This window comes from Pseudomonas sp. WAC2 (assembly GCF_030403525.1).
Classification (GTDB): domain Bacteria; phylum Pseudomonadota; class Gammaproteobacteria; order Pseudomonadales; family Pseudomonadaceae; genus Chryseomonas; species Chryseomonas luteola.
Genome location: NZ_JAUEPD010000004.1, coordinates 367,357 through 390,369, shown reverse-complemented (window position 1 = coordinate 390,369; position 23,013 = coordinate 367,357). Strand labels below are relative to the sequence as shown.

Genomic DNA, 23,013 nt, shown 5'->3' with positions numbered 1-23,013 from the left:
GTATGAACGGAAGGTTCATATGCTTATGCAAAAATAGAATTTATATAAAGATTCCAATATCACTAAGCTATATACCACCGGACAACCGGACCGCATTGGACCACCTATTGATTGCCATCTGGCTGATTCCAGAGGCTCGTCGACTCCACGCAGAGAGCAATAGATGAAAAGCGCGTCTTACCGTCCGGCCTTTAAACTGCTATTTACCCTGGCATTGGCTACCGGCGTACTACTTGGCAATACCCAGGCGCAGGCCGAAGGTAAAATCAGCATCGCTCAGCAATTCGGGATTGGTTATCTCATACTTGATGTCGTTCGCGACCAGAAACTTATCGAAAAATACGGTAAGGAAGAAGGATTGGACATTGAGGTGGACTGGCGAAGCATTTCTGGCGCTACCGCCATGAACGAAGCCTTGCTAGCTGGCTCATTGGACGTGGTTTCTGCAGGGGTTCCCCCTATGCTGACCGTCTGGGACCGTACCCGTGGCCGGCAAAACGTCAAGGCCATCGCGGCGTTGGGCTCAATGCCCAATTATCTTCTGACCAATAATCCTGCGATCAAGTCCATCAAGGACTTTAGCGGCAAAGACCGTATCGCTGTACCTGCCGCAGGCGTCGGCTTTCAGTCTCGCACTTTGCAGATCGAGACTGCCAAGGTGTTTGGCAAGGATCAGTTTAAGAAATTCGATACCCTTTCTGTAAGTCTTCCCCATCCGGATGCGAGCGCAGCCTTGATTGCCGGAGGTGCGCAGATTACCGCACATTTTTCCAGTCCGCCTTTTCAATACCAGGCCCTGGAGCATGCAAATATTCACAAAGTGCTGAGCTCTTATGACGTGCTGGGCGGCCCCGCCACGTTTAATGTGTTGTACACCACCGAAAAATTCCACGATAGCAACCCCAAGACCTACCGCGCTTTCTACCAAGCTATCGGCGAAGCGGCGCGCATTATCAATGCAGACAAAGCCGCTGCTGCGCAGACCTACATTCGAGTCGAGAACTCCAAGCTGCCGTTACCTCTTGTTCAGCAAATCGTCCTGGATCCTGAGATTGACTTCACGATCACACCCGAGCGCACCTTTATCTATGCCGAACAGCTACATGAACTCGGCGTACTGAAAAACCGGGCCGGCTGCTGGAAAGACTACTTTTTTCCCGAGGCTCACGATTTGTCGGGTAGCTGATTTTCGCCCGACTGTTTTATCCGCTCCCTTACGTTGTCGCTGATATAAAGAGGATACCGTCATGTCCGCTGTACCTTCGACCCATCACGTAGCTGTCAGTCACCAGTCTTTCCAGGTCAGGCCTTTTGGTAATCTGGGCGCTGAGATCATCGGCATCGATCTATCCCTGCCCTTGAGCGCGGAAGACTTCATCCGGGTACATCGTGCTCATCTGGACCATCACGTTGTGGTCTTTCGCAATCAGCACATCACACCTAAAGAGCAAATCGCGTTTAGTCGCCGCTTTGGTGTACTGCAAATCCATGTGCTCAAACAGTTCCTGTTGGCCAGCCATCCTGAAATCCTGATCGTATCCAACATCATCGAAAACGGTCAGCCGATTGGTTTGGGCGATGCGGGCAAGTTCTGGCATTCGGACCTTTCCTACAAGGAGCTACCGAGTCTTGGATCGATGTTGCATGCGCAGGAGTTACCAGCGGAGGGCGGAGATACGCTTTTTGCCAACATGCACTTAGCGTGGGACACCCTGCCTGCAAGCCTGCAAAAAGCAGTAGAGCACCGTAAAGCGGCACATTCCTATACCGCCACCTACAGCAAACCTAAATTTGAGGGTAATTGGCGACCTGCCCTGACTGCAGAGCAGTTGGCCGAGGTCAAGGAGGTGGTTCATCCCGTCGTTAGAACACATCCGGAAACGCGTAGAAAGGCATTATTTGTCAGCGAAGGCTTTACCACTCGAATCGAAGGGCTTCCTGAGGACGAAAGCAGAGACATCCTGGCTCAGCTCTATGCCCATAGCGTCTTACCCGAACATCTTTACCGCCACCAGTGGCAGTCCCACGATCTGGTCTTCTGGGATAACCGTTCGCTGATCCACCTGGCCACCGGCTGCCCGAATCATTTACGGCGCAAACTTTACCGGACCACGATTCAGGGCGATGCACCGTTCTGATCGTGTTTAAGCTCTCGACGCCTGACTTGGCGAGAGTGCCTTCCCCTATTGTTGACGGGAGAGTCCCATGACCGCCGCCCATGCCATAAAACCTGCCGAGGTAACCCCATTGCCGACGGACCTGGGGCAGCCGCTTCTCAATGTCGAAGCGCTGGGCCTTGAATACAGCACGCCGACGCGGCGCGTCCGTGCAACGCACGATGTCAGTTTTGATGTTTTTCCTGCCGACCGGTTTGTGCTGCTTGGGCCGTCAGGGTGTGGTAAGTCCAGTCTTCTCAAATCGGTTGCGGGATTTTTGCCCTCCGTCAGCGGACAGATTCGGTTGGATGGAAAACGCATAAAGGGACCTGGGCCCGATCGGATTGTGGTCTTTCAGGAGTTCGACCAGCTTCCTCCCTGGAAAACTGTGCTTGAAAACACTCTTTTCCCACTGGTAGCAAGCGGCCTGCTAAAGCGAAGTGAAGCGCGAGAACGCGCCTTGTACTACCTGGATAAAGTGGGGCTGGCAGGTTTTGCAGAAGCTTATCCCCATACGCTGTCGGGAGGCATGAAACAGCGCGTGGCGATTGCCCGCGCCCTGGCCATGCAACCGCGCATATTGCTGATGGACGAGCCCTTTGCAGCACTTGATGCACTGACCCGCCGGAAGATGCAGGAGGAGTTGCTCACCTTGTGGGAGGAGGTACGGTTTACGTTGCTTTTCGTGACGCACTCTATTGAAGAGGCGCTTGTGGTAGGCAATCGAATCCTGCTGCTGTCGCCTCATCCTGGTCGTGTCAGAGCAGAGATCAACAGTCATCAGTTTGGCATGGATGATTTCGGTAGTCCCGCTTTCTAGCAAACCGCTCAGCGTATCCATCAGCTTCTGTTTTCCGGGCCGGGCACCGTTACCTAACGGGTGCTTGACGATTTCCATTCTCCATTAGAGATTCGTTATGAACGAGCATCCTCCTGTCCGTGCCGAATATTTACGTCACCTCACCCCCCTGACCGACCTTCCACTGGCGCAGCCCTTGCCGTTGACGAGCCGCTTGTTAAACCAGACATGGCTTCGAAAAGGGTTGATTTTGGTCGTATTGATTATGACTTGGGAACTGGCTGCCCGCTGGCAGCAGAACGATCTGTTGCTACCCAGCTTCCTGCAGACGGCAGCCGCCTTCTGGGATGGGCTGGTAACCGGAGAATTGCCAGCGAAAGTGGCGATCTCCCTTGGCACGTTGCTCAAAGGCTATGTGATGGGTATCGCTCTGGCATTGGCCGTAAGTGCCCTGGCGGTTTCAACACGAGTGGGGCGAGATGTGCTCTCGACGCTGACCTCTATGTTCAATCCACTGCCTGCCATCGCTCTTTTACCGCTGGCGCTCTTGTGGTTCGGGTTGGGTGAGGGGAGTCTGATATTTGTATTAGTGCACTCTGTGCTTTGGCCAATGGCGCTTAATACCTATTCCGGGTTTCTCGGCGTATCCGACACACTCCGCATGGCTGGACGAAACTATGGCCTCACCGGCCTGCGGTATGTCTGGCATATTCTTATTCCCGCCGCACTTCCTTCGATCTTGTCTGGCTTGAAAATCGGTTGGGCGTTCGCCTGGCGTACATTGATTGCCGCTGAGTTGGTATTTGGCGCGTCGAGCGGGAAGGGTGGTTTAGGGTGGTTCATCTTTCAAAACCGGAACGAGCTGTACACCGACCGCGTATTTGCAGGATTGGCAGCTGTGATCATTATAGGGCTTTTGGTAGAAGGGCTGGTGTTCGCAAGTCTTGAGCGTCTTACGGTCAAGCGGTGGGGAATGCAGCGCTAAGCTGCGGGTAACACCTATTCAGTCAGCTTTGTTCATCCGATAATACCAGCCTATTGGAAAACGTTATTGATCGATATCGTATGACCGCTCAGGAGTAGGGGCATCAAGGTAAAGGTCGATGGCCCGCCGTTTGGGCGGGCCATTCTCTTTCTAACGTATAACGGTACTGGATTGACTGCTCGCAGCGTTGGATGTCTGCAGCAGACCTTGAGGCACCTTGAACGGATTGCCATAAGCCGTGATGTATTTGCGCCCAATGAGTGAGGAGCCGACCGTGTTCAAGTGGTCCCCATCCATATAGAGCGGTACATTCTCGAGCGACGAGTAGCAGCGTTCGGTATCACAGATCACCCTTTTCGGGTCGATCACAACAATGCCTGGATGTACCTTGCTCAGGTTATCGATAATCGTGTCGAAGTCTTTTTGCCGCTCATTTACCGCAACGACTGGAATAGAACAGTCGCCATCCAGCTCGAAGGCCAGCTTCTTGATATCGCAGCGGTGCAGGTCTTCGCCCATTTCTGGAACGTCCTCAATAATGACAGGCGTAGCACCAGACGCCACAATCTTGGCCACCGCGTTTTGAAGACCGGTCTGCAGCGTATTCATGGCGATAAAGTCGTCACTAGGCGCGTCGGGGCTGATACGGTAGAAATCCGTCATCCCCGGCTCGTTCAAGCCATACAGATACATGGCCCAACGCCCGGACAGAATCACATACTTGAACTGACTCTTTTCAATCAGGTTACTGATGACCGGGGAGGTCAGCTCAATCGACTTGTCGACGTGATTGCGACGTGGGTTCACATGAACACCCGCCACACCTGGCAGGTAGATAGTATTGGAGCGGGTGATGTCGTATCCGCGAAGATTAGCCTCCTTGAGCATGACATCGATCATGCCGGTAATTGCCCCGGCGTGCGAATCACCTACCAGCAGAACATCTACTTCTTTCTTGTCCTGAACACCGAGTTTGCACTGATCTGCAGATAACGGATTCAACAGGTCCGCGCCGTTGAAACATCCTGCCCTTAGCTTGGGGAAGACTTCCTTGACGTTTTTATCCATTGTCAGCAGCGTACTGTCGTACCTGGACGCAAAGCCTTCCAGCTTGGCAGCTACCACTAGAAATGACGTTGTCATCAGGACCGGCAAGAGATAAAGAAACGCGAAGGTGTTTTGCGGCTTGAATTTGATCTGAGTACGGAAAGGCTGCTCCACGAAGCGCCAGCTGAGGTATGCCAGCGCAAGGGAAACGCTGACCAGCATGATCTGATCTGTCGCCGTAATCTTTCCATGAACATAGTTATGAAAAGCGATCAGCGGCCAGTGCCATAGATACAAGGAATAAGAAATCAGGCCAATGAACACCAGCGGCCGCAACGACAACAACTGAGACGCTACGGTACGATGATGACCGCCGGACCAGATAAGCAATGCTGCTCCAAGGCACGGCCAGAGTGCATTCAGCCCTGGGAAAGGGCTTGCCTTGTCCAGTACCAACGCCGGTATCAGGATCAGAGCAAGACCTGCCAGACCTGCAAGGGTAGACAAGTGTTTGCCAGGATTGCCCAGCGTTCTCCAGTGCATGGCCAAAGCGCTTCCAATCAGTAACTCAAAGGCCCGTGTCGGCAAAAGATAGTAGGCGGACAATGGCTTGTATAGCGCGCCTAGCTCGGAGATGACAATGGCAACGACCAGTACGGCAAGGATCGCCCAGTTGAACAGTTGTTTACCTAACAGGCGATAGCCGAGCAGAAATAGCAACGGCCAGACAAAATAGTACTGCTCTTCAACTGCCAGTGACCAGGTATGCAGCAGGGGAACCTCGTGACTGCTGGATGAAAAGTAGCCATCCGTATCTTTCCAGAAGTAAAAATTCGAAAGTCCGAAGTAGGAAAACAGTGCACTTCGGCTAAAACCAATTAAATCATTTGGTAATAAAACAAAAAAAGCGGCAATGCTTGTGCAGAAAATGACTACTGTCAGCGCAGGCATCAAGCGCTTGATGCGGTTTAAATAAAAACGGATAAAGCTGAAACTGCCTCGTTCTGCTTGGGTGGCTATGTTTTGCGTAATCAAAAAGCCTGAGATTACAAAAAACACATCTACTCCGATAAAGCCGCCAGCAAAACTCGACAATCCTATGTGGTTAAGTAATACAAGCAGCACAGCTATTGCTCTTAAACCATCTATGTCACTTCTGTAATCCCTTTCCATAAATAAACATGCTCCGATGAGATGAGAACTTTCACCGCTGCTAAGTTAGTTCATATCAAAAAAATGGTATAAGTTTTTTTGTGAATTAGATCAATTATCCGGTGTGTACTGTGTAGTTAATTTATTAAATAAAATAGAAGTAATGAGCGCTCTTTATTCTTATGATATGTGATATCAATGTGATGTCACGGAATTAACTGAGATATCAATTTAATATCAAGTGGGGCGGTATCAGCTTTTAGCTAATTTTTAGCGTGACAGGCAAAAAAGAAAGTCTAGTATGTAATAACCAATAGATCACTTCACGATTAGGGTCTGCAAAGCGCATTGGTCAAATGGCTATCATTGTTTAATCAGGGTGGGTTTCTTTACGATGAGGCTCTCTATCACAGCGCTTTCTTGGCGTGTGTCTGGCTATGGCTGAAGTCGGATAAACCGTAGTGTCTATCAACGTGTTTGTCTGACTGATCATAAATGGAATTATTGGAAGAGAACTCAACCAAATGACGATGACCTTTGGGATTATATTTCTGTATATAATTTCGCTCCTTGTACTTGACCACGTCTTTGGCAGGACGACCATCCTTTCAAATCAAGCGCTTTCACGTTCCTCTCCGCTGGATGCGCTTAGAGGCCTGCTGGCAACATCAGTCGTATGTTCTCACTTTTTTGTCACTTATAATTGGAAAATGACAGGAGAGTGGGGAAAATCTGCTAATACCATCATGAATAACATGGGTGCTGTTCCAGTATCCATGTTCTTTATGATTACGGGGTTTCTTTTTTTTGGAAAGATATATAACAAAAGTAGTATTGACTGGAAAAGGCTTTTTAGTTCTAGAGTTAAAAGAATTATGCCTTTATATATCTTTGCTGTTCTAGTGGTAGCGGCTGTCAGCTTTTATCAGACTCAGCTTCAATTGGTCAGCCTGCCTCAGCTGGCCAAGGAAATAGCGCGGTGGGGAGTATTCAAAGGATCCTCTTTTAACGGGTTTGAAGACAGCTGGCTGATAACGGCAGGTGTTCAATGGACGCTAAAGTACGAATGGTTTTTCTATCTACTTTTACCGGTCTTAGCTGCCCTGTTGAATCGCCAAGGCTATGGTTGGTATCTGGCTGGTTCTCTGCTTGTCGCCCTTGCTGTAATACCTGCACATTATTTTCACTTTATTGATGCGTCATTAGGCATTCTGTTTCTGGCCGGTTTCCTACCGGTGCTTGTTAAAAACCACCGTCCCCATTGGATTCCCAAGCTCAGGAGCAAACCTGCGACGCTGCTTGCCGTGGCAATGATTGGTATCAGCATGGGATTGGATGACTACTTTTCGCTGTTGCAGGTAAGCATGTTGGGCATAGCCTTTCTGATCATGGCGTTAGGAAATGATCTGTTTGGCCTACTCAGTCGGCGCGGCCTTAAAACCTTGGGCGAGATCAGCTACAGCATCTATCTGCTACATGGCATCGTTCTGTACGTTGTCTTTACGCTGTGCAATGGCTTTGCCGTAACCGGCGGAAGCGTTACCAGCTACCTTGCGTTTTTACCTTTTATCCTGTTGCTGGTTTGCGGTATTTCGACGATCACGTTTCTTATGATTGAAAAGCCATTTATCCTCAAGCCCAAGCAAGGCATTGAAGCATTGGCACCGCCTCCTTGATGAATTGTTAGTCGCTACGCGGCCTTGTGGGAGATCGCTTTTTTGCGATCGGACCACAGCATAAAAAAACCAGGGCATGCCCTGGTTTTTTTATGTCAGAAGAGCAGCCGCAAGGGCTGCCCGAATAGTCTTAGAAGTATTTTTCTATGTATTGAACACGCGGGCTGCTTTGAGCCTTCGACCATTGTTCGAGAAGCGTGCGGTACGTACGTGACATGAACGTCTCGTCAGCTGCAGCGGTCTTGCCAACATAGCCTTTACCACGATGATAGGTCTTGAAGCGAACCTTCATGTTCGGTTTTTCCTTCTCGAAGGCTTCCGGGTCGACGTTTGCCGGAAGCCGGTCGATATGCACCTTGCCGGATGAGCAAATCCACAGGATGTGGTGATCATTTTTGTCCTTGCAGGAGGCATAAAGTTGTTTCAAGTCATCAAGGGTTGGGTTGTTGAGATCCATGATAGGGCTCCTCGTGAGACAGCTTCCGGTGGCACTCGGAAGGAAACGGTAAACAAGTCACTTACGGTAAAACCGGCCCGGGTGGGCCGGAATAACGTTACTCGTCAATGGAACTGATTCATGGTGTTGTCCTTGCCGCTCGCCTTGAGGGCTGCCTCGCCTGCGAAATATTCCTTGTGATCATCCCCGATATCGGAGCCGGCCATGTTCTGGTGCTTCACACAGGCGATTCCCTGGCGAATCTCCTGGCGCTGAACGCCTTTTACATAGGCCAGCATGCCTTCATCAGCGAAGTAACCCTTCGCCAGGTTATCCGTCGACAGCGCCGCCGTGTGGTAGGTTGGCAAGGTAATGAGGTGATGGAATATCCCTGCTTCCCGGGAGCCGTCCCGCTGGAAGGTCCGAATTTTCTCATCGGCGATACGGGCTAGTTCGGTCTCGTCATACTCTGCGCTCATCAACTTGGTACGGTCATAAGCCGATACGTCCTTGCCTTCGGCTTGCAGACTGTCAAAGACCTGCTGTCTGAAGTTCAGCGTCCAGTTGAAGGAAGGACTGTTGTTGTAGACCAGCTTGGCGTTTGGAACGACCTCGCGGATGCGGTCAACCATGCTTTTGATCTGGCCAACGTGGGGCTTTTCCGTTTCAATCCATAGCAGGTCTGCCCCATTTTGCAGCGATGTGATGCAGTCCAGTACAACGCGATCCTGCCCGCTGCCCTGACGGAACTGGAACAGGCCGCTTGCCAGACGTTTGGGACGCAGCAGCTTTCCATCACGGTTGAGAATGACGTCTCCGTTCTTTAGTTCGGCAGGGCTGATCTCTTCACAATCGAGAAAACTGTTGTATTGATCGCCTAGGTCGCCCGGTTGCTTGCTGACGGCAATCTGCTTGGTCAGCCCGGCGCCCAGGGAGTCTGTGCGAGCGACGATAACGCCGTCATCTACTCCCAGCTCGAGGAATGCGTAGCGAACCGCATTGATCTTGGCCAGAAAATCTTCGTGGGGTACCGTGACCTTTCCATCCTGGTGACCACACTGCTTTTCATCCGAGACCTGGTTTTCCAGCTGGATACAGCAGGCTCCGGCCTCGATCATCTTTTTGGCCAGCAAATAGGTGGCTTCCGCATTACCAAAGCCCGCATCGATATCGGCAATGATCGGTACGATATGGGTTTCATAGCTGTCGATCTGTTGCTGGATTGCTGCAGCCTTGGCGTTTTCATCGGCTATACGGGCAGCATCCAGCTCACGGAAAAGGCCACCCAGCTCGCGTGCATCTGCCTGACGCAAAAAGGTATACAGCTCCTCGATCAAAGCCGGAACAGCCGTCTTCTCGTGCATGGACTGGTCCGGTAGTGGGCCGAACTCCGAGCGCAACGCCGCAATCATCCAGCCTGACAGGTACAGGTAGCGCTTGTTGGTGGTCTTCAGATGCTTCTTGATGGAGATAAGCTTCTGCTGGCCGATAAAGCCGTGCCAGCAGCCCAGGGACTGGGTATATGCCGAGGAGTCGGCATCGTACTCAGCCATGTCTTTGCGCATGATGGCCGCGGTATAGCGCGCAATATCCAGTCCGGTCCTGAAGCGGTTTTGTATCCGCATCCGGGCGGCATATTCAGGGTTGATAGCGTTCCAACTCTTGCCTGCTGTTTCTCTCAAGGCTGCGATGGCATTGATTTCATCTTGATAAACGGACATGGGGTCAATCCTTCTCGGCTGAAAATGACTTTCGAACAGTTTTTCCTACCGTGACCTGCGTGCCGCGTATAAGCACAGCACTGGGCTCAACGTCGAGTGCGACTGAAGGAAGCGAAACAGCAGACAAGACATCTCTAGTGATACACCCTGCAGGGATACCGCTAAAGACGAATACCTTGGATCAGGTCGTTCACCTGATACTGACCGAACCGCTGGGGTCATCTAACCGTTTCCGTACAGTTACAACTCTATGTAGTGCTTTATGGGCAGTTACTACAAAGGATGGCCCGAGGGTTACCCGGAGCGCAGCCAGAAGGCCTTTTCGGCCTCTTTCTAGCGAAAGCAGAGTCAGATTGCATGACTCTAAAAGGGTCGTCAATGCTTTTTTGTAGTGAAAATATATTTGTACTACAAAAGTAGTAGTGATCAGACGATGCGGCTACAACCCAGCGTTCATGCACCTTTTAGGGTGAAGGGGCATCCTGCTTTTGACTGACAAGTCACCTGGATGCATGGAGTTTTGTGCCGCTGAAGGAGAAAACGAAGAGGGAAGGGCTCTAGGGTGAGGGCGGGTACTTTACAAGTAACGCCACAGGCGATGGTCTAGTTTGCTCATTTCAACCCTTGCGACATGGCTATCAAGGCTGGATGCCGTCCTTTGATCCAATGGACGATGCTATCGGAACGATGTCAGGGCAAAGCAGTTCTTAACGTCATACCTTTGAACACTGCTGGAGCGTTCACTATGCAAGAGGTTGCAGTCACTCATCACAAGAGGCGTGCAAATGGCATTCTCCAGCATTATGTGGATGCCGGTAGCGGGGCGCCTGTCGTGCTGCTGCACGGCTTTCCTGAAACTTCCTACGCTTGGCGCCAGCAGATCCCGGTGCTGGCGCAGCACTATCGCGTTATTGCTCCTGATCTAAGAGGTTATGGTGAGACTGAAAAGCCGTCGACAGGCTATGACAAGCGCACCATGGCCAATGACCTGTGTGCCCTGTTGGATAGTCTTGGGATAGAGCGTATAGCTCTGGTAGGCCATGACCGCGGTGCACGTGTTGCTACGCGCTTTGCCAAGGATCATCCGCAGCGGCTCGAACGTCTGGTCGTTATGGACAATGTTCCAACACGAACGGTTTCCACCCAGATGAATGCAATCATTGCAAAGCACTATTGGTTCTTCATGTTTCATCTGGTGCCTGATCTTCCAGAACGTCTCATTTCAGGCAAGGAGGACATATGGCTTCGACATTTCTTTTCCGATTGGTGCTACGACCCCACGACGATTACGGGCGAAGCCTTTGACCATTATGTCCGCGCTTATCAAATGCCAGGTGCGGTCCGAGGTGCCATGGCCGATTACCGGGCTAATGCTGAAGACCTGGCGCAGGATAATGAAGATGCGGACGTGAAAATCAGCTGTCCGACATTGTCACTCTGGGGCGCTAATTTCGAAGCAGTAGGCAAGTTGTTCGATATGCCGTCCGTATGGGCAGAGCTGGCCACAGACCTAAAGACCGTTGCCATCGACCAGTGTGGTCATTTACCCCATGAGGAGAGACCCGAGCGCGTTAATGAGCTATTGCTGGAATTCCTGAAGCCTTGGAAGGGCTAGCCCTGATGACCTCATGAGAAAGGTTAGACTGCGAACCGCCTTGAAAAAAGGCACCTCGTCTCATTTCTTCCAAAACGTTCCGCACATGGCGCCTGTGACTGCCTGCACATGGGCTAAATAAAGTTTCTGGCATGAACTAAATAGCATTGATTTGTCTACATGGCACATTGATGCTATTTCGTGAAGTAGCTCTTCGTAACGAGGTATTGCATCTGCTAACGCAGGCGTGCCGTTACAAGATGCTTCATCAACCCCATGGAGAAGGGTCATATCTGGATAAGAGGAGGCTCAACGTAAAGCCCAGCAGTAGTACCTGCATGGTAAGGAAGAAATCTGGCAGTTAAAGAAGTCGCTGGAATGCAGCGTGGGATAGGCATACGCAACTTAAAAGGATTAAGGCGATGCAGGAAACAATCGTACAACCTGAGTCATTTGTTCAGGGATTAAGTGATTACGTCAGCAAAGAAGACGCAGTCAATACCCAGAAGACCATTCATCAAGACGCCTTTATCCGGGGACTTAAAGAGCGGCTACCCGCCGAGACGCGAGATACCTTTACCGCCGAGCAACTGGCCTCATTAAAACTGGCCTTCGGTACTCGCCCCTGGAGCAAACACCCGGTCGATGTCCGGACTACGTTCAAGTTCTTTCGTAGCCGTTACTATTTTGTAATGGTGGCTGGCAAAGGCCATGCAGACGAGCAGAAAAGAACATCAGAGCTTTCGTTATTTGCCAAGGCCTTTGTCAAAGGCTCGTTGATGCTGATCTGGTTCACCGTCGCCTCCATTCTGCTGACTTTCTGCTTGTACATTCTCAAGTCAGCTCTGAATATCGACTTTTTCCCGGACTTTTCCTTTGGTATCTGGGACTGGTTTCAAAGTCTGTTTGATCGTTGAGCTCGGGGCACGTCAGCCAGTGTCAGTCACCTGCTGGCGGGCCCAAAAGCCCACGAATCGCCTGCTCGTGCTACAGAGCAGGCGAAGGGTCATTGCCTAACGAAAGTCGGAAGGGGATTTCCGGACGATCTTAATGGAGTGGGTAAACGTCGGCTTGCGGGTTACGCTGATTGGGCGCCGCGTCACGACATCAAGCGTAATGTTCCAGAAGCCTGTGCTTGGAACCTTGATCTTGGCGGGGAACCGGTCAAACGCGCCGCCGTGATAGGTATGCCGACCGCCGTTTTTGAAACTGCGAAAGTTGGCGTCGTTCATGAGGCGAATATTGCAGGTCTGCGAGCAGTCGATAACGACCATATCACCTTCGTTAAGGTGCTCGCGCTGGTGTACGAATTTCATTGCAGCTCCACAGCGCTGTCTTTCAAAGGTGAACGATACCATAGCCCGGGCGTGGCTATCCCATGTGATTGGTCGTGTGCTGAGTCAGTAGTCGGTCTCACCTCTTCAACACAGGTACCTATCTCCGGATCATCCTTGCGCGTGCAGTGCACTTACCCTTGCGTTGCTCTCTAATGCATCCACAGGCGAGCCATTTAATGGCGAACGTTAAGGGGATGAGGGTTCAATGACTATACGCTCGAAGATATCGTTTCTGCTTCTAGCTGGCCTGCTGGCTTGCGGCTCTGCATCAGCCATGTCCAGTTCGGTACCAACCGGCACGACGTTTTATGATCCTGAAAAGGCGTATGGCAGCTTTGTGCTGTTTGATGGTAGCGACCAGCGTACCCACTTGATCGATATGAATGGCAATGAGGTAAAACAGTGGCGTTATCCTGGCTTTCCGTCGGTTGCGCTGATGCCGGAGCAGGCTGGTGGAGAAAAAGGGCACCTACTTGTGCAGTTGGGAAACCTGGACAAACCGGTTTCCCTGGCATCATCAGGGAACGGACTCTACAACCAGGTAGTAGGAGAAGTGAGCTGGGATGGACAGGTGCGCTGGCAGTGGGGAAGCCGTGAAGCGCCAGCCTATCAACATCATGACATACGCCGTCTGGCGAATGGCGATACCCTGATGCTGACCAGTGAACTGACCCCATTGGCCGGTTTTTCGGCCCCGCAAGTGATTGATAATCTGATTCGACAAATTGATCAAAATGGAAAAGAGGTTTGGCAATGGCGGGTATCGGATCACCTGGATGAGCTGGGATTTACACCCGAGCAGCTCTCGCTGATTCGTGAGTCAGATGATCCGGATTTTCTGCATCTCAATACGGCAGCACCCCTTGGCGCTAACCATTGGCACCAGCAGGGCGATTCTCGCTTTGCGCCTGACAACATCATGGTTAGCGCTCGCAACGCCAATGTGGTCTTTATCGTAGAGCGCAAGACCGGCAAGGTCGTATGGCGGCTTGGGCCTGATTATCCTGAGGTAAAGCTGGCCGGTCCGGTGCCACGACCTGTAGACCAGATCGTAGGCCAGCACGACACCCACCTCATTCCTGAAGGTTTGCCGGGTGCTGGCAACCTCCTGCTGTTCGATAATCAAGGCAGTGCCGGTTTTCCTCCTGCACGCAAGGGCATTTTTTCAGCGTCCCGTATTCTCGAGATCGACCCCGTGACCCGCAAAATCATATGGCAATATACAGCCGTACAGTCTGGCCGCGCACCCTGGACCTTTTTCAGTGCATTCATTAGTAATGCCCGCCGCCTGCCTAACGGCAACACTCTTATCAATGAAGGTCAGAATGGCCGTCTCTTCCAGATCACGCCCACGGGGGAGATCGTCTGGGAATATATCAGCCCGTACACTGGCAAGTCGGCCCCAACGGATCGCTATGTGACCAACCGCGTGTACCGGGCAGGGGCGGTAAACTACGACTGGGCCCCATCCGGCACTCCGCATAAGGAAAATGCCGTAACGGCTGATTGCGAGCGTTATCCAATGGCACCCCAATGCGTAAAAGTCGAGGTGGATTCAGGGCAATAGCCTGGAAGGAAACAAGTGCCAGCGTAGCCCGGTTGCGACGTGAAACAATGGGACCATCCCTGTCAACGAACGATAAGGCGTTTCATGGCGATCGATGAAGAACTGACTCTGAAGAAGCTGGAGATCTTTCTGGCATTCATGCGCAGCGGCAACTTGGGGCGGGCCGCAGCCGAGCTCGGAACGAGCAATGTCAGTGTCCACCGGGCTATCCACTCGCTGGAGAGTGCGCTGCGCTGCCCACTGTTCAAGCATGAAGGACGCAACCTCACGCCACTGGATGGGGCCTTCGTTCTGGAAGCACGGGCACAACAGCTCATGCAGGATCTGACCGAGACCATACGGCTGACGCGTCTGGCAGCCGGTTTCTCATCCGACCGTTTCCGCCTGGGCGCGCTGTATTCACTTACAGTCAAGACCGTACCCCAGTTGATCATGGGGCTCAAGCTTCGACGTAGCGAACTCAATATTGACCTGATTCTGGGCTCCAATGCCGATCTGACCTACCAGCTCAGGAACATGAAGCTGGATGCGATGCTCATCGCGCTGGATGACGGAATGGCTGATCCCGATTGCGAGAGTGTTGAACTCTTTCGCGATGACATCTACCTGGCCGCGCCTGCAGACTCACCGTTCACTCATCAGGATATGGTCGACCTGCGTGATTTGCATGGAGTGCCGTTCGTGACGTTGACCGAAGGCTTTGCCACCTTCAGGGATGGACGCCAGGTGTTTCACCAGGCCGGGTTCGAGCCGGAGGTCATCATGCAGGTCAACGATATCTTCTCGCTCATGAGTATGGTCAGTTCGGGCGTGGGCTACGCGTTACTGCCGGGGCGGGTCGAGGCAGTTTATGAAAACCGCATTCGTCTGGTGCCGCTAGCCCCTCAGTATCGCTTGCAGCAACGAATTGGCGTAGTGTTCTTGCGTAGCAAGGAGCGTGACCCAAACCTGCTGGCATTTCTTGCCGAATGCCGGATGTATGCACGCAAGATGAATGCGGAGCCATAAGGCTCCGCATCCGCTCAGCCAAAGATTGCACGTGTGACGAGAAAGAGTAGCGAAGGTCCGAGCAGGCAACCGATCGCTGTATAAAATGCGGCCGTCAGACAGCCATAAGGCACAAGTTTCGGGTCGGTTGCAGCCAGTCCCCCAGCCACACCGCTAGACGTTCCGACAAGCCCACCAAAGATGACAGCCGTGCGTGGGTTGTCCAACCCAATATAGCGCGCCACAAACGGGGTCGCGACCATGGCCATGATGGCCTTGACCAAGCCTGCCGCAATGGAAAGCGCCATGACTTCCGAACTGGCACCAATCGCGGCTCCGGTGACAGGGCCAACGATATAGGTGACGGCACCGGCGCCAATTGTGGTCAGGCTTACGGCGTCGGTATAACCGAATGCGAGTGCTATTGAAACCCCAGTGATGAACGACGTTCCCACCCCTACGAACAGTGATAGCACACCAGCAAGACCTGCCTCTTTGAGTTCGTCCATATTTACGCCGAAAGCAGTAGCAGCAATAGCAAAATCCCTGAGCATGGCGCCGCCCAGTATGCCCAGGCCGGAGAGCAGCGGAATATCTACCAGTCCCTTCTGGCCGCCCGTCGTGACCCCGCCGATATAAGCCAATAGCAGTCCAAAAAAGATCGCAATGGCGGAGCCGTGCAAACGTCCTTTGGTCAGCTTGGCGCTGAGCCAGTAAGAGACCCACATGGTAACGCCGATCAGGGCAAAGGCGCTGATCATGCCGTAAGCTTGGGTGACCTTGGTCAGTGATTCGATAATCATGTCAGTCACCGTTGTACGCTGGCCAGCTGATCAAGGGCAGGTGCCACCGTTTTTTTTCGGCCTACCTTGTTCAGTACTGGCACCAGGGCAAACGCGATTGCAATGGCCAGAAAGCCGGCAAGAATAGCCGCCGGACCGCCCTTGAGTGCACCAGCCACATTTTGCTGGGCTGCCATGGCCACAACGATGGGAATGTAAATCGCGCTCCAGAACTCTACGCCTTGTTCGGTCTTGGGATGAAACTTGCCATGCTTGCCGATCCAGCTACTCAGAAAGATGAGCATCAGCATGGCGATGCCAACACCGCCCACGTTTGCAGGGACACCGATCAGTTTGCCGAGCACTTCACCGATAAAGATGCCGGTCAGCGTGCAGATGGAGAGTAGAGCCACACCGTAGATAATCATTGTTATTGTCCTCTGGGTCGAAGTTCTTGTTCTTGTGCTTCGAAACGCTAGGCGATCTCTCTATCGGTCGCGATTGGCCTCCTCGCGCAGCAGCGCAGTAATGGTGTCGGTCCGTGTACCTTGAAACGTTACTGCGGTTCCGGGGTTGATGACGCGTTTGGCAAGCGTGGTCAGCACCGTGCCGGGCGCCAACTCAACGGTCAGGCGAACGCCGCGTTCCTGAGCATTCTGCAAGGTCGCATGCCATTCCACGGTGCGGCACATATTGAAGGCCAGATCATCGGCAAGCCGCGCTGGGTCCATGATGAGCCGGGCGGAGCTACCGCTCAGGTAGCGTATCCGGGGACGACGCAAGGTTATCGGCTGGAAGGCGGCAGCGAGCCGATTGGCCGGCTCGGTCAATAGGGCGCAATGGGAGGGTACGCTGACGGCCAGGCGGCGTGTAACGCCGGTACCGCCTGAGCGAACCTTTTTGGCCAGGGCTACCAGCGCAACGTCAGAGCCGGACGCGATGAACTGTTGTTCGGCATTGCTGTTAGCCAGAAAGACAGGCGCATCTGCGGTCGAGGTAGCCTCTATCAGGCATTCAGCCTCGTGACGCTGTAGCCCCAGCATCGCCAGCATTCCATACCCGTTGGGAAATGCCTCTTGCATCAGCTTGCCGCGCAGATCCACCAGCCTTAACGCATCGGTATAGTCGAGCACGTTAGCTATAACGGCGGCTGGGTAGGCACCAATGGAAAGACCGGCGACATAGTCTGGGGCAGGGGCCAGTTCCAACAGCAGACGTGCACTGGCAACGCCTGCAATCAACAGGCAGAGCTGAACAGCATGTGTCGATTGTAAGGCTTCAACGGCATCCAGCGTGTCGAGCGATACATTGAGGATGGCTTCAGCTTCCTGCAAGGCGTCTCGCACAACCGGCTCGTCTGGCAAGGCGTGTAGCATGCCTGGCTGCTGCGCGCCTTGGCCAGGGAACAGGAAAAGGCTGCTCACGCAGCGATCTCCGCCAAGTGCCAGGGATCAGTGACCAGACAGGCTCCGCTGGCTCGCTTGAGCAGGACGCGGTGGCTTGACTGTGCCCACTCGCGCAGGGCAATACCTCCCTGTGGGGTTTCGAGTTGAATGTCCAGGCGGCACGGTGCCTTGTCCAGCTTATTCAGCAGGGCCAATGTCTGTGACCGGGAAAGAGGTGCGGGTGCACGTATGAGCAGATCGAGATCGCTTTCGGTGTGTAACGTGCGGATACCCGTCGCAAGCTGGAAACCCGCACTGCCAGTAACCCCCCAGGCCAGACCGGTAGCATCCAGGCAGGGTTTGGCCCATACCAGGGCTGTCATGGCAGGTAGATCAATCGGGTGGCTGCTGACGGCCGCAACCAGTTGTTCGGGTGACCGGCTACGAACGATACGGTCCAAAGCCATCCAGGTACCGAAGCGTTCTTCGCGCCCGCGGCCTCGTATGCCTACAGCTGCAACGCCGGGTTTGCCCTCGGCACGCCGGACAACGACCGGCTCCCCAGCCGCGACTGCTGTGAAGGCCCATTGCGGTGCTGTGGCAGGCAGCTGTTCCGGGGTGAATCCCCATAGCAGATCATGTGGGCGAGGGCCTGGCTTCATAAAGCCTCCGTAATCAATTAGAGTCACCATTGTTCCAGCAATTTTTCCCGCACCTGTCGTGATGCGCTGCGATTGGGGGCGTCCAGGCGGCCACGCAAATCATGTGATCCTGTCGCAATATCGGCCACGGCCTGTTGCAGGCATTCGCTTACCCGATTGATATCGCCTTCGGTAGGACGTTCGATGCGCTCGACCGACAGCGTTTCCCATAGGAGACCCAGCGAGGCATAATTATCGAGGTCGTATGCCATGGGTGGAATGTTTGCCGCCAACGCTTCCAGCTCGTCGACGCTGCGCAGGGTGATGCGTGCTGCTGATGCCTTGCCCATTGCATGCACCTCAACACCGGGATCGCGCAGCGCAATAAGACGGTTGGCCTGATAGCCATGGGCAAGAAACGCACCGGACATTGCCTTGCCCACAATCAGACCCACCACCGGATGGCCTGCGAGCCGAGCGCGTGCATACGCATCCACTGCACCTGCTAGGGCCTGGTGGATACCCAGTGCTTCCTCACGGCGGCCATACGCCTGGCTTGGTACGTCAATGATGGCGACCAGTGCGCGTTTGGTGACGTGATCGCGATCGGCCTCTATAACTTCATCAATGATCTGACCCAGGCCCCAGCCTTCGAGCAGTCCGACTTCACCGCGGCGGGCCCGGGGAAAGGGGTTGTGCTGATCCGGGACCACTGCAATCACGCGAGCGGGCATATTACCCAGTGTTGTATCGCCAACCTTCAACGAGGCGGGCAAACCCTCAAAGGATTTCGCATTAGGTGAAAGTGCGTTGAACCAGATCAGTCCACGTGTAGAGAGGTTCATTTCACACCTCCTTCATCGCCCGCGGCATATAGGTCGCGGACGGTTACCGCCTCGATGGGTTGTTCGGGTTCAAGACGGTGTAGGCGGTCAAGAAACCAGGCGTACCGTCGGCTGCGTTCGAGCGCAGGCTTACCCTGTCTGAAACAGGTACGAATCTGCGCATGAATCGTCTCGGTATCATCGGGCACATAGGCGTCGACAAGACCCGTCACGTGGCGCTGCTCACCCCCCGTCAGGCTCCAGATGAAGGGGCGATCCCGAGAGTCATATTCTTCGATTCCCGCTTCCTGCTCGATGACTTGAGGACCATTAAGGCCCAGCCGTGCCTCTTGCGTCACGATCAGGTAGCTGCACAGTCCGGCAGCGATGGACATACCACCAAAACAACCAACGGGGCCGGCGATAACGGCCACGACCGGTTGATACTCTCGGAGATCGACGATAGCCGCCTGGATTTCAGCAATAGCGGCCAGTCCCAGGTTGGCTTCCTGCAGACGTACGCCACCGGTCTCCAGCAAAAGCACGGCGCGGGTTGGGATACCGTTACGGTTGTCTTCAGCCGCCAGGTCCAGAGCGCCGGCAATCTTGGCTCCGCCCACTTCACCCATGCTTCCACCCTGGAAAGCGCCTTCAATCGCAGCAATCACAGCAGGCTGGCCGTCAATCGTACCCTTGGCAATGACTACGCCATCATCCGCTTGGGTCACGATGCCCTGCTTGGGTAACCAAGGCGACATCATGCGTTCAAACGGGCCGATCAACTCCCGAAAGCTGCTCTCATCGAGTAGGGCGCGAGCCCGCTGCCGGGCACCTAATTCAATGAAACTACGAGGTTGGAGTAGGCGTGCGGTATCAGTCATGGCGCGCTCCTTCCAGCTGTAGTTCTTCCAATCCCTGCTCAAGACGCAAGCGCACGACGCCGGGCGTAGCGCCAAAGTCGTGGATTTCGATATTTAACGCCGGTGGCGTCTGCTCACGAAACATCCGCTCGAACAGGTTTTGCCAACGTGCCGCACTGCCATTTACCGATGTCACGACATTCAACGTGAGCGTGCCAGCCTCACCGGGCTCCAGCAGCACCTCCAGGTCTCCCGAGCCAACACAGCCCACCAGGGCTTTACCCTGAGAGGGCTGGCCGGCCGGAAATTCAAACTTTAAGGTTTCCATAAGATAGCGCTCCTGTGCAGGCGGAATTCCAGGCGATCAAGAAATAGTGTGGCGGCCAGCAGATCGGCCGCGCCACCTGGGGACGCATTCAGGCGTAGTAACGCGTCGTCCAGCTGGCGCAACGCGCGTCTCCCAGCCAGGGTTGCGCTGCCACCTTGCACGAGGACTACCTGCGCGCCTTGTTGAAGCGCATCCAAGCCCTCAAGGCCCGCCCGATGCAAGACGCAGGTGTCCGGTAAAACGGCCATGATGGCGATAAGGGCATCCAGCCGCGCATTTTGCTCTCCGGAGCCTTCCGTCCGGCTTTTCAACAGCTGTGGCAAGCCGTGCCTTACCACAGCGGGAAAGCCCGCTTGCGCCTGTTCACGGGCGCCGGGAAGACCGTATCGGGCGCAGGCTCTGAGACCATGACTGTTCTGTGCCTTAGGCGCAAACCGATCAGGCAGCCGCGCCAGCAGGGCGGCGCGGTGAGCCACCTCAGCAGGAGAACAGTGTTCCGGCTTAAACGCCGCAGCAGCAGTCAGCAGGCCCAGGGCCCAGATCGCGCCGCGGTGCGTATTGACTCCGCCAGTGTTTTCCAGCATGACACTTTCGCCTTTGCGGCCCAGCTGACCCAGCGTCTCGCGCAAGGACTGGTCCAAGTCCTTCGCAGCACTGGCGGCTTCCGCCATGTCTTGAAAGGTTTGCCGCAGTGCATAGGCCGAACTGTGCATCAACCCCAGGTTCAGGTCTGTATGGGCACCATTGCTGCGCCGATCAACCAGACCGGGCTTGGGCGAGAGGTCTGATTCGTCAATCAGAACCTGCACAGCCAGATCCGCCAGCTGCCCGGCGATGGAAGAGGGAAGGGGTACCGTGGTCAAGGCTCGCATTACCAACTCCTGAATTTGGCTGGAGGGTTGTAGAGGCCGCCTGACCACTCGACAAGATCGGCAATACTCTTGGCTGCCAGGAGTTCACGTGTAGCGTCGGTACGGCGAATACCCAAGTCTTCCGGCAGAGCCAGCAGGCCGTCACGGCGCATCTGCTCGGTTCGTTTAGGATCGTGGCGTAAACCGATATCAGTCACACCTGCAACCGCCGCAATCAATGCTCGACGCTCCTCTTGAGAGCGGGCCTTGTAGAGGTAGGCAATACCTTCCTCCGTCAACAGGTGAGTAACGTCGTCACCGTAGATCATCACCGGTGCCAGCGGCATGCCGCTTTTTTTGGCAACATCGACGGCATCGAGCGTATCGACGAACGTGGGTTTGCCACCCTCCTGGAAGGTCTCGACCATCTGCACCACCAGCTTACGGCCACGCTCAAGCATGGCGGTCGGACCTTCTTCCACCCGCATATCGAGCCATGCGGGTGTGCTGTGGCGGCGGCCATGAGGATCATGTCCCATGTTGGGTGCGCCCCCAAACCCAGCCAGGCGCCCACGTGTTACGGTGGATGAATTTCCATCGCCATCCACTTGTAGCGTTGCGCCAATGAACAGGTCAACGGCGTATTGCCCTGCCAGCTGGCACATCATTCGATTAGAGCGCATGGAGCCGTCACGTCCGGTGAAAAACACGTCCGGTCGGGCTGCGATGTAGTTTTCCATGCCCAGTTCGGTGCCGAAGCAATGCACGCTTTCTACCCAGCCGCTTTCAATCGCCGGAATCAGCGTGGGATGCGGATTGAGCGTCCAGTTACGACAGATCTTACCCTTGAGACCCAGGCGCTCACCGTATGTAGGCAGGATCAGTTCAATCGCAGCCGTATTGAAGCCAATCCCGTGATTGAGCGATTGCACGTTGTGCTTCTCGTAGATTCCACGGATTGCCATCATTGCCATGAGCACATGGACGGGCTTGATATGGCGAGGGTCTCGGGTAAACAGAGGTTCGATGTAAAAGGGCTTGTCCGCCACCACTACAAAGTCGACCCACGAGGCAGGGATATCCACGCGGGGCAGATCACTTGTGTCGTCCACCAATTCGTTGACCTGAACGATGACGATGCCATCGCTAAAGGCACCTGCCTCGATAAGGGCGGGTGTGTCCTCGGTGCTGGCGCCGGTATAAATATTCCCGTGGCGATCTGCCTTGAAGCCAGCGGACAACACAACGTTGGGAATCAAGTCCACCAACAGCCGTGAGTAGAGCTCGATATAGGTATGGATAGCGCCAACTTCCAACAGTCCGTCTTCGAGCAGCTGACTGATACGCAGACTCTGTGTGCCGGCAAAGGAAAAGTCCAGTTTATGGGCGATACCGCGCTCAAACAGATCCAGGTGTTCGGCGCGCCCTACGCTTGGCATGATCATGTGCAGATCATGGAGCTTGCCAGGATCGGCCTTTACCAATGAGCGAGACAGAAAGTCAGCCTGTTTCTGATTGTTGCCTTCCAGCACCACGCGATCACCAGGAGCAATCAGCGCTTCAAGGGCTTCAACGATCCGATCGGTTCGGATGACCGCGCCTTCGGCATAGGCACTTGCCTTGGCGACTCGCCGCTGCTTTTCGGTGCGCCGCCGCGACCATTGAGGTGGAGGAGAGGTTATTGTCATGATGACTCCACGAAGTCCGCTGTCGTGGTCTCACGCTAGACCTCCTCAGGCGGATCTTCAATCAACCTCACCGTCAGATCGTTAACCTGAGCGTAACGATTTGAGGCGTGTAACTAAGTGCTGATGAGGCTCATACCGAACGCTGAGCAATGATTACTTTCCTCGCGATGCCCAGGCTGCTAAAACATACATACCTG

Annotated in this window: 21 protein-coding genes and 1 pseudogene; 9 read left to right on the top strand and 13 right to left on the bottom strand. The window is 54.0% G+C overall.

Annotated elements, in window-relative coordinates:
* The first annotated feature begins 163 nt into the window (after window positions 1-163).
* From QWJ10_RS11365 to QWJ10_RS11350, 4 genes and pseudogenes are all read left to right on the top strand, one after another.
* On the top strand, window positions 164-1,186 hold the full coding sequence (locus tag QWJ10_RS11365) for an ABC transporter substrate-binding protein (protein ID WP_289926383.1): 1,023 nt from the start codon (window positions 164-166) through the stop codon (window positions 1,184-1,186).
* 61 nt (window positions 1,187-1,247) lie between these two features.
* Window positions 1,248-2,138, top strand: a complete 891-nt coding sequence (locus QWJ10_RS11360; protein WP_289926381.1) for a TauD/TfdA family dioxygenase — start codon at window positions 1,248-1,250, stop codon at window positions 2,136-2,138.
* A 67-nt stretch (window positions 2,139-2,205) separates the two neighbouring features.
* Window positions 2,206-2,973: pseudogene (locus tag QWJ10_RS11355) on the top strand (ABC transporter ATP-binding protein); the annotation flags it as partial.
* Between the two features lie 100 nt (window positions 2,974-3,073).
* A complete protein-coding gene (locus QWJ10_RS11350; protein ID WP_019366064.1) occupies window positions 3,074-3,940 on the top strand; it encodes an ABC transporter permease in 867 nt (288 codons plus the stop codon).
* A gap of 150 nt (window positions 3,941-4,090) precedes the next feature.
* Here QWJ10_RS11350 and QWJ10_RS11345 read toward each other — a convergent pair whose 3' ends face one another.
* Window positions 4,091-6,160 carry an acyltransferase family protein gene (locus QWJ10_RS11345; protein ID WP_289926378.1) on the bottom strand — a complete coding sequence of 690 codons (2,070 nt, stop codon included), beginning with the start codon at window positions 6,158-6,160 and terminating at the stop codon, window positions 4,091-4,093.
* A 503-nt stretch (window positions 6,161-6,663) separates the two neighbouring features.
* Here QWJ10_RS11345 and QWJ10_RS11340 point away from each other — a divergent pair.
* Complete coding sequence (locus tag QWJ10_RS11340) at window positions 6,664-7,815, top strand: acyltransferase (RefSeq protein ID WP_289926376.1); 1,152 nt, start codon at window positions 6,664-6,666, stop codon at window positions 7,813-7,815.
* A 130-nt stretch (window positions 7,816-7,945) separates the two neighbouring features.
* On the opposite strand, the gene QWJ10_RS11335 is transcribed toward QWJ10_RS11340, so the two are convergent.
* Window positions 7,946-8,272 (bottom strand): hypothetical protein, encoded by a 327-nt coding sequence (locus QWJ10_RS11335; protein ID WP_289926375.1) that lies wholly within the window; start codon window positions 8,270-8,272, stop codon window positions 7,946-7,948.
* A 104-nt stretch (window positions 8,273-8,376) separates the two neighbouring features.
* Entirely contained in the window at window positions 8,377-9,972 is a 1,596-nt protein-coding gene (locus QWJ10_RS11330) for an isocitrate lyase (protein WP_125888830.1), read from the bottom strand.
* Between the two features lie 745 nt (window positions 9,973-10,717).
* On the opposite strand from QWJ10_RS11330, the gene QWJ10_RS11325 reads away from it, so the two are divergent.
* Together QWJ10_RS11325 and QWJ10_RS11320 are read left to right on the top strand one after the other, a co-directional pair.
* A complete protein-coding gene (locus tag QWJ10_RS11325) occupies window positions 10,718-11,587 on the top strand; it encodes an alpha/beta hydrolase (protein WP_125888829.1) in 870 nt (289 codons plus the stop codon).
* A gap of 401 nt (window positions 11,588-11,988) precedes the next feature.
* Window positions 11,989-12,483 carry a hypothetical protein gene (locus QWJ10_RS11320; RefSeq protein WP_010798967.1) on the top strand — a complete coding sequence of 165 codons (495 nt, stop codon included), beginning with the start codon at window positions 11,989-11,991 and terminating at the stop codon, window positions 12,481-12,483.
* A gap of 96 nt (window positions 12,484-12,579) precedes the next feature.
* Here the strand turns inward: QWJ10_RS11320 and QWJ10_RS11315 are convergent, their stop codons facing one another.
* Entirely contained in the window at window positions 12,580-12,924 is a 345-nt protein-coding gene (locus QWJ10_RS11315) for a DUF1883 domain-containing protein (RefSeq protein WP_173869118.1), read from the bottom strand.
* A 184-nt stretch (window positions 12,925-13,108) separates the two neighbouring features.
* Between QWJ10_RS11315 and QWJ10_RS11310 the strand changes: the two genes are divergently transcribed.
* Both QWJ10_RS11310 and QWJ10_RS11305 read left to right on the top strand, forming a co-directional pair.
* The gene (locus tag QWJ10_RS11310; protein ID WP_289926367.1) at window positions 13,109-14,470 is read left to right on the top strand and encodes an aryl-sulfate sulfotransferase; all 1,362 of its coding nucleotides are present in this window, start codon (window positions 13,109-13,111) and stop codon (window positions 14,468-14,470) included.
* 84 nt (window positions 14,471-14,554) lie between these two features.
* Window positions 14,555-15,478, top strand: a complete 924-nt coding sequence (locus QWJ10_RS11305) for a LysR substrate-binding domain-containing protein (RefSeq protein WP_019363847.1) — start codon at window positions 14,555-14,557, stop codon at window positions 15,476-15,478.
* 14 nt (window positions 15,479-15,492) lie between these two features.
* Here the strand turns inward: QWJ10_RS11305 and madM are convergent, their stop codons facing one another.
* From madM to mdcA, 9 genes are read right to left on the bottom strand one after another with little or no spacing between them, the layout of a single operon-like run.
* Window positions 15,493-16,257: a malonate transporter subunit MadM gene (gene madM, locus QWJ10_RS11300; protein ID WP_289926523.1), complete on the bottom strand. Its 765-nt coding sequence runs from the start codon at window positions 16,255-16,257 to the stop codon at window positions 15,493-15,495.
* Between the two features lie 8 nt (window positions 16,258-16,265).
* Window positions 16,266-16,667 carry a malonate transporter subunit MadL gene (gene madL, locus QWJ10_RS11295; RefSeq protein ID WP_010798972.1) on the bottom strand — a complete coding sequence of 134 codons (402 nt, stop codon included), beginning with the start codon at window positions 16,665-16,667 and terminating at the stop codon, window positions 16,266-16,268.
* 60 nt (window positions 16,668-16,727) lie between these two features.
* Entirely contained in the window at window positions 16,728-17,663 is a 936-nt protein-coding gene (gene mdcH / locus QWJ10_RS11290) for a malonate decarboxylase subunit epsilon (protein WP_289926364.1), read from the bottom strand.
* A complete protein-coding gene (locus QWJ10_RS11285; RefSeq protein ID WP_019364138.1) occupies window positions 17,660-18,286 on the bottom strand; it encodes a malonate decarboxylase holo-ACP synthase in 627 nt (208 codons plus the stop codon). Before QWJ10_RS11285 ends, mdcH begins: the two co-directional genes overlap by 4 nt.
* A gap of 23 nt (window positions 18,287-18,309) precedes the next feature.
* A complete protein-coding gene (gene mdcE, locus QWJ10_RS11280; protein WP_289926349.1) occupies window positions 18,310-19,110 on the bottom strand; it encodes a biotin-independent malonate decarboxylase subunit gamma in 801 nt (266 codons plus the stop codon).
* Window positions 19,107-19,970: a biotin-independent malonate decarboxylase subunit beta gene (locus QWJ10_RS11275; RefSeq protein ID WP_289926346.1), complete on the bottom strand. Its 864-nt coding sequence runs from the start codon at window positions 19,968-19,970 to the stop codon at window positions 19,107-19,109. Before QWJ10_RS11275 ends, mdcE begins: the two co-directional genes overlap by 4 nt.
* On the bottom strand, window positions 19,963-20,277 hold the full coding sequence (locus tag QWJ10_RS11270) for a malonate decarboxylase subunit delta (RefSeq protein WP_074828268.1): 315 nt from the start codon (window positions 20,275-20,277) through the stop codon (window positions 19,963-19,965). The genes QWJ10_RS11275 and QWJ10_RS11270 overlap by 8 nt, the downstream gene beginning before the upstream one ends.
* Window positions 20,265-21,149 (bottom strand): triphosphoribosyl-dephospho-CoA synthase, encoded by an 885-nt coding sequence (locus QWJ10_RS11265; protein WP_289926343.1) that lies wholly within the window; start codon window positions 21,147-21,149, stop codon window positions 20,265-20,267. The genes QWJ10_RS11270 and QWJ10_RS11265 overlap by 13 nt, the downstream gene beginning before the upstream one ends.
* Entirely contained in the window at window positions 21,149-22,819 is a 1,671-nt protein-coding gene (gene mdcA, locus QWJ10_RS11260; protein WP_289926521.1) for a malonate decarboxylase subunit alpha, read from the bottom strand. Before mdcA ends, QWJ10_RS11265 begins: the two co-directional genes overlap by 1 nt.
* Window positions 22,820-23,013 lie beyond the last annotated feature (194 nt).